The sequence below is a fragment of the Aquicella lusitana genome (assembly GCF_902459475.1).
Lineage (GTDB): Bacteria > Pseudomonadota > Gammaproteobacteria > DSM-16500 > DSM-16500 > Aquicella > Aquicella lusitana.
The window spans coordinates 1,845,517-1,856,911 of the sequence record NZ_LR699114.1 but is presented as its reverse complement, the minus strand read 5'-3'; the positions used below and the strand labels follow the sequence as shown (position 1 = coordinate 1,856,911).

General features: G+C 48.1%; 11 protein-coding genes. 4 read left to right on the top strand and 7 right to left on the bottom strand.

Going from position 1 to position 11,395, the window contains the following annotated elements:
- Nucleotides 1–40: 40 nt before the first annotated feature.
- The 5 genes from fis to AQUSIP_RS08645 form a co-directional block, all read right to left on the bottom strand.
- Nucleotides 41–325 (bottom strand): DNA-binding transcriptional regulator Fis, encoded by a 285-nt coding sequence (fis, locus tag AQUSIP_RS08665; RefSeq protein WP_114833435.1) that lies wholly within the window; start codon nucleotides 323–325, stop codon nucleotides 41–43.
- 201 nt (nucleotides 326–526) lie between these two features.
- On the bottom strand, nucleotides 527–1,867 hold the full coding sequence (accC, locus tag AQUSIP_RS08660) for an acetyl-CoA carboxylase biotin carboxylase subunit (protein ID WP_114833436.1): 1,341 nt from the start codon (nucleotides 1,865–1,867) through the stop codon (nucleotides 527–529).
- 32 nt (nucleotides 1,868–1,899) lie between these two features.
- A complete protein-coding gene (gene accB / locus AQUSIP_RS08655) occupies nucleotides 1,900–2,367 on the bottom strand; it encodes an acetyl-CoA carboxylase biotin carboxyl carrier protein (RefSeq protein ID WP_114833437.1) in 468 nt (155 codons plus the stop codon).
- Between the two features lie 131 nt (nucleotides 2,368–2,498).
- Nucleotides 2,499–3,152 (bottom strand): DedA family protein, encoded by a 654-nt coding sequence (locus tag AQUSIP_RS08650; protein WP_114833438.1) that lies wholly within the window; start codon nucleotides 3,150–3,152, stop codon nucleotides 2,499–2,501.
- Between the two features lie 6 nt (nucleotides 3,153–3,158).
- Complete coding sequence (locus AQUSIP_RS08645; protein ID WP_114833439.1) at nucleotides 3,159–3,938, bottom strand: class I SAM-dependent methyltransferase; 780 nt, start codon at nucleotides 3,936–3,938, stop codon at nucleotides 3,159–3,161.
- 136 nt (nucleotides 3,939–4,074) lie between these two features.
- Here AQUSIP_RS08645 and hemB point away from each other — a divergent pair, with 136 nt between their 5' ends.
- Nucleotides 4,075–5,079, top strand: coding sequence for a porphobilinogen synthase (gene hemB / locus AQUSIP_RS08640; RefSeq protein ID WP_114833440.1), 1,005 nt, complete (start codon nucleotides 4,075–4,077; stop codon nucleotides 5,077–5,079).
- A 14-nt stretch (nucleotides 5,080–5,093) separates the two neighbouring features.
- Here the strand turns inward: hemB and AQUSIP_RS08635 are convergent, their stop codons facing one another.
- Nucleotides 5,094–5,681, bottom strand: coding sequence for a MarC family protein (locus AQUSIP_RS08635; protein WP_114833441.1), 588 nt, complete (start codon nucleotides 5,679–5,681; stop codon nucleotides 5,094–5,096).
- A gap of 153 nt (nucleotides 5,682–5,834) precedes the next feature.
- Between AQUSIP_RS08635 and ubiA the strand changes: the two genes are divergently transcribed.
- The 3 genes from ubiA to AQUSIP_RS08620 are packed head-to-tail and all read left to right on the top strand — an operon-like array spanning nucleotide 5,835 to nucleotide 9,024.
- Entirely contained in the window at nucleotides 5,835–6,695 is an 861-nt protein-coding gene (gene ubiA / locus AQUSIP_RS08630) for a 4-hydroxybenzoate octaprenyltransferase (RefSeq protein ID WP_114833442.1), read from the top strand.
- The gene (locus AQUSIP_RS08625) at nucleotides 6,692–7,801 is read left to right on the top strand and encodes a 4-phosphoerythronate dehydrogenase (protein WP_114833443.1); all 1,110 of its coding nucleotides are present in this window, start codon (nucleotides 6,692–6,694) and stop codon (nucleotides 7,799–7,801) included. Before ubiA ends, AQUSIP_RS08625 begins: the two co-directional genes overlap by 4 nt.
- Nucleotides 7,802–7,827: 26 nt before the next feature.
- A complete protein-coding gene (locus tag AQUSIP_RS08620) occupies nucleotides 7,828–9,024 on the top strand; it encodes an amidase (protein ID WP_114833444.1) in 1,197 nt (398 codons plus the stop codon).
- On the opposite strand, the gene AQUSIP_RS08615 is transcribed toward AQUSIP_RS08620, so the two are convergent.
- Entirely contained in the window at nucleotides 9,021–11,372 is a 2,352-nt protein-coding gene (locus AQUSIP_RS08615) for a penicillin-binding protein 1A (protein WP_114833445.1), read from the bottom strand. The genes AQUSIP_RS08620 and AQUSIP_RS08615 overlap by 4 nt on opposite strands.
- Nucleotides 11,373–11,395: the final 23 nt, after the last annotated feature.

The window sequence follows — 11,395 nt, the reverse complement described above, 5'->3', positions numbered from 1 at the left end:
GGGATGCGAAGGGTGGTGCCTTGATCTTCTGTTGCAAGAATTAATCGAGCATGCCGTACATTTTGAGTTTCTTTCTCAATGTACCACGGCTTAAGCCTAAAACGATGGCAGCACGAGACTGATTGTTCTTCGTGTATTCCATCACGGCTTCCATTAAAGGAGCTTCAACTTCTGCCAGAATTAATTCATATAAATTGCTAGGCATCTGACCATTCAGCTGAGAAAGATAATTCTCAAGCGCTTGCCGGACGCTATCATGCAGCGGCTGGTTTTTTTGGGTCAATTCAAATGCTAATGATGTTTTTTCTAAAGTATTAGTAGCCATAATTTCCCTCGATCTAGCGGGGTTGTTCACGATACAGCAACTATTTTATCCATTGTTCTTTGTTAGATCAATCACTTTTTGCCCACAATGCGGGTTAATTTCTTCGGAGGTCCACATTGCGTTGCGACAAGTCAACGGAGGATGACTTCAGCGGTAAAATGAGGCTTCGCTGGCAGGGGCATTGAGAGGATAAAATGCCTTCTACATATTCATCCATTTTTCCAGATAATGGATATTAATCAGCCCCTTCTGGAATGAGTTGCCGCGTAGAATATCCTGATGTAGCGGGATATTGGTCCGAATGCCTTCAATAACGGTTTCATCCAAGGCCTGCCGCATTCGCGCAAGCGCGAGCTCACGAGTTTCTCCGTGCGCGATGATTTTGGCGATAAGCGAATCGTAGTATGGCGGGACTTTATAGCTGCCATAGATATGGGAGTCGACTCGAATGCCAGGGCCGCCAGGGGCATGGAAATAGGTGATCGTGCCAGGAGACGGTGCAAAAGTACGCGGATCTTCTGCATTAATGCGGCATTCAATGGCGTGGCCGTTAATAACGATGTCGCTTTGTGAAATAGACATTTTTTCACCCGAAGCAATGCGCAATTGCTCTTTCACCAGATCAACACCGGTAATCATTTCAGTAACAGGATGTTCTACCTGGATACGCGTATTCATCTCAATAAAATAGAATTTGCCGTCTTCATATAAAAATTCCATGGTGCCCGCACCACGATATTTCATATTGCGGCAGGCGGCCGCACAGAGCTCACCGATTTCCTTGCGCTGTTCAGGTGTGATGCCTGGCGCTGGCGCTTCTTCAATGATTTTTTGATGACGGCGCTGTATAGAGCAGTCGCGTTCGCCTAGGTAAACAGCATTACCCTGACCGTCGCCCAGGATCTGTATTTCGATATGGCGGGGATTTTGCAGATATTTTTCAATATAGACTTTGTCATTATTGAAAGCGGCCTTGGCTTCGCTGCGGGTTAAGGCAATGGCATTAATCAGGTGCGACTCGGTATGCACAACGCGCATGCCGCGGCCACCACCACCGCCCGCCGCCTTGATGATGACAGGATAGCCGATGGAGCGTGCGAGCTTGATGGTTTCAACATCGTCATCGCCAATAGGTTCGCCCGAGCCGGGTACGCAGGGGATGCCAATTTTTTTCATGAGTTTGATGGCGGCGACTTTGTCACCCATCTGACGGATAGTGTCAGGGTCTGGCCCAATAAATGTGAAGCCACTTTTTTCTACTTGCTCGGCAAAGTCAGCGTTTTCTGACAGAAACCCATAGCCAGGATGAATGGCTATGGCATCGGTGATTTCAGCGGCGCTAATGATAGCGGGAATGTTGAGATAACTTTGGGCTGCGGGATGCGGGCCAATGCAAACGGATTCATCCGCCAGGCGTACATGCAAAAGATCGCGGTCAACAGTGGAGTGCGCAGCGACCGTTTTGATACCCAATTCCTTGCAGGCGCGCAGAATGCGTAATGCAATTTCTCCGCGATTGGCAATGAGAATTTTATCTAGCATTTGTTCTTGTCCTCTCACTTCACCTAGGGCTACTACTCAATGACAAACAGCGGTTGGTTAAATTCAACAGGCGTACCATTATCAACTAATCTTGCTGTTACCGTACCTGCTTTATCGGCTTCAATCTGGTTGAACATTTTCATGGCTTCAATCAGGCAGATGACTTCGCCTTGTTTGACAGTCTGGCCAATTTCGACAAAGGGTTTGGCACCCGGGTTAGGCGATAAGTAGACCGTGCCTACCATAGGGGATTTTAGGGTATGTTTGTCACTGGCGGCTGCCGGGGTTTCCGTCTGTTTGCTGGCAGGGCCTGGTTCCGGCTTGCTTTCAGGCGCAGTTTGCATGGGGGGCGGCATCATTTGCGGCGCCATCATGACAGGCGCGGTTTTGTGGATTTCCCGGGTTATTCGTACGGATTCTTCACCTTCTCGAATCTCAATTTCTGCCACTCCTGTGCTTTGGATAAGCTCAATGAGCTTTTTAATCTTGCGCATGTCCATAGGAACAGTAGTCTCCTCTGTTTTAATGGGACTATTAAAGAGGCAAGCATTCTGCATGATCGCCTCAATTTTGTCTAGATGAAAACAAGATACCGGAATTTATTGCTCATTGCATGCAGAATTTTGCACTTTTAATGACAGGCGGAAAAAGCCTTGCGATAAACAAAGGCAAATATAGGCGGTACAAGAGAGACGGCAATGATGCTGTAAACCACCAGAGAAAAGTTATCCTTAATGAAAGGAAGACTGCCGAAGAAATACCCTGCGCCGAGCAGACTGCCAATCCAGAGGATGGCGCTTGCGATATTATAGAACGAAAAAGTGCGGAGGCTCATGTAGCCCACGCCGGCTACGAAAGGTGCAAATGTGCGTATGATGGGGATATAACGTGCCAATATCAGGGTTTTTCCACCGTGTTTTTCATAAAAACGATGTGCTTCCTCCAGGTGTTTTTTGTTAAGCAGCCAGGATTGATTGGCAACAAAAACACGCGGGCCCAGCATTCTGCCGATGAGATAATTCACTTTATTGCCTAGAATAGAGGCAAGGGTCAAAAGTAGAAAAAGGAGTTGAATATCAAGGGCATGGCTTGCATTGGCGGCAATGCTCCCAGCAGCAAAAAGAAGCGAGTCGCCTGGCAAAAAAGGTGTTACCACTAGGCCTGTTTCGCAAAAAATGATAAGAAATAGGACAATGTAAGTCCACACGCCATAGGTAGAAACAAAGGAAATTAGGTAGCTGTCTATATGCAGAATATATTGCAAGAGTTGTTGTATGGTTTCCATAATGCCTTATGACGTTAAGTAAATATCAAATCGGTTACTTTTACCCAATATCGAAAAATGAGGTGCACGTTCAGCGATATTCACAGCTGTTCGCGGTCTTTTTACCACAACCCGAGAAGCTGCACAAGATAAGGCCACCTCAAAAAGCATATTAGCATCTTCGTCTTTTCCCAACAGATTCTGTAAAATTACCATCTCTTTCTTGACAGATGCTGACTTTTTGCGTGGTGGGAACATAGGATCAAGATAAATGATATCTGGTCGTTGGGAACGAGGAAGGGATTGCAACCAAGTTATCGCATCGGTTTCGATCAAGCGCAGCCTGTTCGTAATGAGTGCTATGTTAGGATCCTTCTGGGCACGTTGGAGTGCATCTTCCAGCAGGACATATAAGATAGGCGACCGTTCTAGCAAGATGATGTGAAAGCCCAGGGTGGCCAAAATAAAACTGTCTCTGCCAAGCCCTGCGGTAGCGTCCACAATGACAGGCTGGCAGCGTGGATTGATGCCCATTGCACGTGCCAATAATTCGTTACGCAGTCCTGCCTGTTTACTTCGATAGCGCAATTTTCCTGACAGGTAGTCGATATGAAAAGGCGCCTGCTTTGTATCGCTGGTTTTCTGTAGTGCCAGATAGTCAGGCGTTAGCACCAGCAAATAATCATACAAAGCAGCGGATTCTTTAAGATCCGCTATATAGGGGATCCCAAGACGGACAGCCAGCGCCTGCGCTTCCGGCCGTTTTTGAGGGGAGGTGGCTAATACAGCGATACGCTGAGGAATCATTTGTTTCCTGGGTTTATTTCATGGGCTTATATCATGTGCTTTGGCTCCTATTTTGCCTGAAAGGAAGTGAAATGAAAATTATCTATACGAATCGTATTTATCTCTTTAAAATTGGTAAAAATTCGAGGATTTCTTTATGCGCGATGGTCTTTTTCCCCAAACCCGGCTTAGAAGATTGAGGCAGAACCAACAGGTGCGGAATCTCGTTCGCGAAATGCGACTGGATGCCGATAAGTTAGTGCTGCCGATTTTTATTCGCCACGGTGCCGGAATTAAAAACCCCATTGCTTCGATGCCGGAACAGTTTCAATTTAGCGTAGACAGGCTGGAAGAAGAGATTCAAGCCATCACGGCTTTGGGTATTCGCAGCGTCATTCTATTTGGTATTCCAGCGGAAAAAGACCCCTTAGGCCAGGACGCTTATTCGGATAAGGGTATTGTGCAAACAGCCATTCCAGTGATTAAAAAAGCGAACCCTGATTTGCTGGTCATCTCGGATCTTTGTTTTTGTGAATATACTGACCATGGACATTGCGGTGTGGTGGAGCATGATCACACGGAAAAAGAAGTCAACGTGGATAATGACAAAACATTGGCTCTTCTTGCCAAGCAGGCCGTCAGCCACGCCAAAGCAGGCGCGGATGTGATCGCGCCTAGCGGCAATATGGACGGGATGGTACAGGCAATACGTGAAGCATTGGATGCGGCTGGCTATCAGCATATTCCCATTCTGAGTTACTCCGTTAAGTATGCCTCTTCCCTGTATGGGCCGTTCAGACAAGCAGCGGAAGGGGCGCCCCAATTTGGCGACCGACGCACCTATCAGATGGATTTTTCAAATGCCGGCGAGGCGATGCGAGAGTGCGCGCTGGACGTGGCAGAAGGCGCTGATATGCTGATGGTAAAACCAGCTCATGCCTATTTAGATATTATTTACCGTGTGAAACAAGCGCATCCCGGCCTGCCGCTCGGCGCTTATCATACCAGCGGTGAATACGCGATGATTAAAGCGGCGGCGGAAAAAGGATGGGTTGATGAGCGCAAAGGCGTGTTGGAAGTGCTCACGGCTATTCATCGTGCCGGTGCTGATTTTATTATCACCTATTATGCAAAACGTGTGGCGGAGTGGTTAAGGGGATAGCCATAGACATTCTCTTATGCATGCAAAAATTGCTCGAAGCCTGAAAGAAACATTTGTACGGCCATGGTTGTCAGTATCATTCCCATTAAGCGTTCTATTGCGGTCAGGCCGCGTTCGCCCAACACTTTGCGCAAGGCATCAGCAAAGACAAGAATCACCGTGGTGATAGACCAGGCAATCATCAATGCAAGCGACAGGCCAAATCGGTTATAAGGTGCCTGGCTTGCCAGCAGCATTACCATGGTCATGGTAGAAGGCCCGGCGATGAGCGGCACGGCGAGCGGAACAATAAAGGGATCAGTATCGCGCCTCGCTCTTTCTTCATGACTCTCATGTGGAAAGATCATGCGAATGGCAATCAGAAAAAGAATGATGCCGCCGGCAATTTCAAGTGCCGGTTGCGAGATGTGCATGCCTTCCAGAATGTATTGGCCAAAAAACAAAAAGATAACAAGAATCACCAGCGCAATCGTGGCTTCACGCAGAATAATCCGTTGACGTTTTCTGGGGTCGACATGATTTAAAACCGAGAGGAACAGAGGAATGTTTCCCAGCGGATCCATTACCAGAATCAAAGTTATTGTGGCTGAATAAAGTGTCATGTTTGTCGACTGTTGATTAATGTGATGTTACAGCAATGCGCTTAACTTTTTCTTGATTTGTAATGATAACATGAGGAAGTCGAAAGTGCACTTTACTAAGCGCCAACGCAATTTCTTTAGCATAGGCGCCTTGCTGGGTTATACTGTTGCACCATGCAAATACGTGAACGATTACCGCAATATGTTTATCTGATGCGCTTGGACAAGCCCATCGGCGTGCTTCTTTTACTCTGGCCTACTTTATGGGCTTTGTGGCTCGCTAGCCACGGCCGTCTGGATAGCCAAATCCTGTTAATATTTGTGACGGGGGTGGTTCTGATGCGGTCGGCAGGGTGCGTGGTCAATGATTTTGCTGACCGGCATTTTGATGGCCATGTAAAACGGACACGCGAACGTCCGCTGGCAAGCGGACGAGTAAAACCAGTGGAAGCTTTGGTACTCGCCGCATTGTTGGCATTAACCGCTTTTGCCGGTGTGCTGTTATGCAATGCGTTGACTATTAAACTGGCTTTTATAGGCGCAGCGCTCACGATCATCTATCCTTTGATGAAGCGCTATACGCATTTACCACAGTTCGGATTAGGCCTTGCTTTTTCCTGGGGTGTTCCCATGGCCTTTGCTGCGGTGACTGGATCTGTTGGCAACGCCGCCTGGTTTTTATTTTTAACCTGTTTAATTTGGCCGGTGATTTATGACACCATGTACGCCATGGTGGATAGAGAGGATGACCGCAAGATTGGCGTAAAATCAACCGCCATCTTGTTTGACGAGATGGATACTTTCATTATTGGGTTGCTGCAAATGCTGTTTGTGGTTTTGCTGGTCATTATGGGTTTAATGTTCAGGCTGCATTTTATCTATTATCTTGCGCTGGCTGCGGTTGGCGTCCTGTTTATCTATCAACAGTGGCTCATTAAAAGTCGTGATCCGCAAGCCTGTTTTCGTGCATTTAAAAATAATAATTGGGTCGGCCTGCTTATTTTTCTTGGTATCTTTCTGAGCTATCCGCAATGAAGATTGTTGCTGATGCCCATATCCCTTATGTGAAAGATTATTTTGGTTCTTACGGTGAACTGGTTTTAAAGCCGGGCCGTGCTATTACGCATGACGATGTTAAGCAGGCGGATATACTATTGGTCCGTTCGATCACACCTGTCAATAAACACTTGCTGGCCGGCAGCAGGGTGAAGCTGGTGGGCAGTATCACAGCGGGCGCAGACCACCTGGATGTGAATTGGCTGAATGAATCCGGTATAGCATGGGGGGTGGCAGCCGGATTTAATGCACCGCCTGTTGCGGATTATGTTGTGAGTGTCATTGCAGCCTTGCAAAGAAGGGGGATGCTGCTGCGCCAGCAGCCTCGTGCAGCAGTAATAGGCGTAGGCAATGTGGGACGCCTGGTGGTTGAACGGTTGCGATTATTAAACTTTGAAGTAACTTTGTGCGATCCATTTCGCGCGGCGGAAGAGCCTGATTTTATTTCTGCACCCATCGAATCGCTGGCAGATGTTGACCTGATCTCGTTGCATGTTCCGCTGACACGCACAGGTCCTTATCCTACTTACCATCTTATCGATCAATCCTTTTTAGCGCGCCAAAAAACAGGCTGTATTTTGCTGAACGCAAGCCGTGGCGCCGTGGTGGATACCAAGGCAGTGATCCAGCATGGTGCTCATCTGCACGGCTGTTATGATGTGTGGGAGCACGAGCCTAACATTGACAAGGCGATGCTTGAAACTGCCCTCATCGCGACACCGCACATTGCTGGTTACTCTATTCAGAGCAAGATTCGCGGCATTGAAATGATTTACAGACTGGCCTGTGAAAAAAAAATCATTGCACCCCAATCCATCCCGCCATTTATCATGCCGCAACAACAGCTCGCTTTCGCGGGCGAAAAACACCATTGGCAAGACATTGTCCTTGGCATTTTTAATCCGCTCATCATGACGGCAATGATGCGTTCACGGCTCTTGCCATCGGAAGATGAGGGGCGTCTTTTTGATGAAATGCGCAATCAGTTTAATTACCGCCATGAATTTGCTTATACCAAAATAGTGGGAACCCAACTGGTCTCAGAAGATATCAGCATACTGCGACGGTTGGGAATAGAGTGCTAGGAAGCGATTCGGAAAAGGAGTTTATTATGCAAGTTTACGATTTTGAATCATCGTATGCTTTTATGAAGCCATTTCAAATCCAGCCTTATCAATCAGGCCGGCTTGACGGATTGAGTTTCGCTGTGAAGGACCTAATTGATATTGCGGGCGAAATCACGGGATTTGGCAATCCCTCCTGGGCGGAGACGCATCCTAAAGCTGTTATAAATGCAGTTTGTGTTGATCAGCTTTTATCGGAAGGAGCTGCGTGCCGCGGAAAAACCGTGAGCGATGAGTTAGCTTACAGTTTAATTGGCGAAAATCCTTTTTACGGTACGCCTGTCAATCCCAAAGCGCCTGATCGCGTACCTGGCGGTTCATCAAGTGGTTCCGCTTCAGCAGTGGCTTGTTCCTTGGTTGATTTTGCGCTTGGGACAGATACCGGCGGCTCGGTGCGGGTGCCTGCCAGTAACTGCGGAATCTGGGGATATCGACCATCACATGGGCGCATTTCCGTTGCCGGCGTGAGCGCATTTGCACCTTCATTTGACACAATCGGTGTTCTTGCAAGAGAAGGAAAGCAGTTGGAAAAAGTGATTGCCATTTTAACGGGTATGCCCATCACGCAAGAAACGGTCTCGACATCAATTTTTCTATTAGAAGATATTTTTGCGATTTGTGATCCCGAAGTGCAGCAGGCTTTACTACCGGCAGTGGAAAGATTGCAGGCAAAATTTAGCGTTAAGAGAATTTCGCTACAAAAAATCGCTGGACTTCCGCTCGATTTTAACTGGTTATTAGAGACGTATGTGCTTTTACAATCCACTGAAATATGGAGTTGCCTCGGCAGCTGGATTGAAGGTGCTCAACCGGTGCTGGGCGAGATTGCGGAAAATAATTTTACTGAGCTTGCAAAAGGGGCCGATCGCTTAACCATACAGCGCTTTGTTGAAAAGCGGGAAAAGTTTGCTGCCGAGCTGAATACTTTTTTAAGTAGCGGTAACCTGCTTTGTTTTCCAACTGTGCCGGCTTTGCCGCCCAAGCGGGGAACAATAACAAAGCATGCGAGAGCAGGCGGAATCTACTACCCGAGGGCGTTAGCAATTGGTGCCATTTCAGGATTGTCACGTGCTCCGCAGATTTCAATACCGCTCGGAGAATCGAACGGTATTCCTGTCGGTCTCTCGCTGCTCGCCGCTTACGGGCAGGATAGCCTGTTAGCAGCCATGAGTTGCCGCATTTAATACAGGGAATCACTCGCCTGGTCATGTTCCATATAGGAAGGAACAGTGTCCTCTGTCATATTTTCCTTTTCCGGCACATGCGGCAACATGAAATATTCAAACAAGGCAGCGGGATCATTGGCTGAAGCACGTTTGCCCGTGATAGGATCAATTCGGATGCTGACGATGCCGGGTGGTTGTTCGATCATGCGTTCCGCTTTTCCTTTTAGCGCCGATTCTATGAACTGCATCCACATGGGAAGTGCCGCCTGAGCGCCGTATTCATGCAGTGACTGGTTGTAGTCAAAACCAACCCAGGCAACAGCGACAATATCCGGGCTATAGCCTGCAAACCAGGCGTCGACCTGGTTTTGAGTGGTGCCTGTTTTACCTGCGAGATCAGTGCGGCCTATATTTTTGGCGCGTTTTGCCGTGCCGCGTTCAATCACATCGTGTAGTGCGGAGGTGATGAGGAAGGCGTTTTGTGCCGAAATAACGCGTGGAGCAACGGCTGTATCTTTGCTGCAATTTTTCGTACAGGCAATGAGCGGACGTGCTTGATAAATGACTTGATCCTGCGAGTTGCGAATATTATCGATAATGTAAGGCACGACTTTCAGCCCGCCATTGGCAAAGATGGCATAGGCTTGTGCCATCTGTAAGGGAGTTACCAGGGCTGTGCCCAGTGCCAGTGAGAGACCCGGCGGTAACTGGGAACCCATAAAGCCAAAGCGTTTCAGGTAATCAACCGTATAAGGCATACCCATCAGCGCCAGCAGGCGAATGGAAACCAGGTTGCGGGATTCGATAATGGCCGTGCGCAGACGGGTGGGCCCGTAGAATTTGTGAGATTCATTTTGTGGCCGCCACAGACTGTTATCTGCTTGCTCAATCACAATGGGTGCGTCGTTAATAACCGTGGCAAGGGTAAATCCTTTCTCGAGTGCGGCGGAGTAAACAAATGGTTTGAAGCTGGAGCCGGGTTGACGATTGGCGCTGGTAATGCGGTTGAATTTACTGTTCTGAAAATCAAATCCACCCACCATGGAGAGGATTGCGCCATTTTGCGGGTTGAGCGCTACCAGGCCCGCTTCTGCTTTAGGTACCTGGGCAAGCTGATAGTTTCCGTGAGTCGTGGGCATGATTCGTACGACATCGCCCAGTTTTACAATCTGATTGGGCTGTTTTGGCCGTGGCCCCAGATAATCTGCATTTACCTGTTTGCGCGCCCAGGACAAGCCGGACCAGGGAATAATGGTGAGGTCGCCGTTGCTACGCAAGACCGTGATGGATTTTGTTGTCATCTCTACCACTGCGGCAGGTTCAAGCCCGTTGAGAACCGGGATTTTACGTAATTCTTTTTCCCAGTCATCCATATTATCAATCGAGGGGATGCCCATATTCTGGCTGGCGCCGCGATAACCATGGCGTTGGTCATAAGCCAGCAGATTGTCGCGTACAGAAACGTTGGCGATATTCTGCAGGCGGCTTAGAATGGTGGTGTATACCCGGAATCCATCTGTGTAAATACTGTCGCCGTACATTTGTTCCAGTTGTTCGCGTACGAGTTCTGCCACGTAAGGTGCTTTGACTTCTGTTTGGAGATCGTGATAGCTCGCATCAAGCGGAGCTTCAATGGCTTTTTTGTAAGTCGCATCATCTATATAGCCCTGTTCATGCATGCGTGCCAGCACGTGATCGCGCCGCTTTTTGGCAGCTTCAGGATTGGCAAGCGGATTTAATGTGGAGGGTGCTTTAGGCAGCCCTGCCAGCATGGCGTATTGATCAATCGTCAGTTCACTCAGGTGTTTGCCATAATACACTTCAGCAGCGGCGCCTACGCCGTAGGCGCGGTTACCGAGGAAAACTTTATTCAGGTATAACTCCAGAATTTTTTCTTTTTTCAGCTTATGTTCAATCTTGATGGCCAGTAAAATTTCGCGCAATTTACGCCCGAAGGTTTTGTGTCGAGTCAGATAAAAACTGCGCGCGACCTGCATGGTAATGGTGCTGCCGCCCTGCAATTTTTTGCCTGTCATGACAAGCTGCAGCGCAGCGCGTCCGAGGCCCTGGATATCAACGCCATTGTGCTGAAAATAACGCTGGTCTTCTGTGGCTAAAACAGCTTCAATCAACGGCTTAGGTATTTTGTCGTAGGGAACCGGGACGCGGCGTTTTTCGCCAAAGGTGGCAATCAGCTTACCATCTTGGGTGTAAATCTGCAGCGGCACTTGCAGCTGAACCGTGTTGAGCGCATCAATGTCGGGCAGCTCGTACTCCATATAATAAAGTGCGCCAATAACAATGGCGACGCTTAAAAGGAGGGTAAAAATAATGGTTTTTCGGATAAGGCCAAGAAAGTGATTCATAAGTTATAAAAATTCTTGCATTT

What these genes read in the sequence shown, in the direction of transcription:
- accC (WP_114833436.1), bottom strand. Translation starts at nt 1,867, where the DNA reads ATGCTAGATAAAATTCTCATTGCCAATCGCGGAGAAATTGCATTACGC.
- AQUSIP_RS08650 (WP_114833438.1), bottom strand. Translation starts at nt 3,152, where the DNA reads ATGGAAACCATACAACAACTCTTGCAATATATTCTGCATATAGACAGC.
- hemB (WP_114833440.1), top strand. Translation starts at nt 4,075, where the DNA reads ATGCGCGATGGTCTTTTTCCCCAAACCCGGCTTAGAAGATTGAGGCAG.
- AQUSIP_RS08645 (WP_114833439.1), bottom strand. Translation starts at nt 3,938, where the DNA reads ATGATTCCTCAGCGTATCGCTGTATTAGCCACCTCCCCTCAAAAACGG.
- ubiA (WP_114833442.1), top strand. Translation starts at nt 5,835, where the DNA reads ATGCAAATACGTGAACGATTACCGCAATATGTTTATCTGATGCGCTTG.
- fis (WP_114833435.1), bottom strand. Translation starts at nt 325, where the DNA reads ATGGCTACTAATACTTTAGAAAAAACATCATTAGCATTTGAATTGACC.
- accB (WP_114833437.1), bottom strand. Translation starts at nt 2,367, where the DNA reads ATGGACATGCGCAAGATTAAAAAGCTCATTGAGCTTATCCAAAGCACA.
- AQUSIP_RS08620 (WP_114833444.1), top strand. Translation starts at nt 7,828, where the DNA reads ATGCAAGTTTACGATTTTGAATCATCGTATGCTTTTATGAAGCCATTT.
- AQUSIP_RS08625 (WP_114833443.1), top strand. Translation starts at nt 6,692, where the DNA reads ATGAAGATTGTTGCTGATGCCCATATCCCTTATGTGAAAGATTATTTT.
- AQUSIP_RS08635 (WP_114833441.1), bottom strand. Translation starts at nt 5,681, where the DNA reads ATGACACTTTATTCAGCCACAATAACTTTGATTCTGGTAATGGATCCG.
- AQUSIP_RS08615 (WP_114833445.1), bottom strand. Translation starts at nt 11,372, where the DNA reads ATGAATCACTTTCTTGGCCTTATCCGAAAAACCATTATTTTTACCCTC.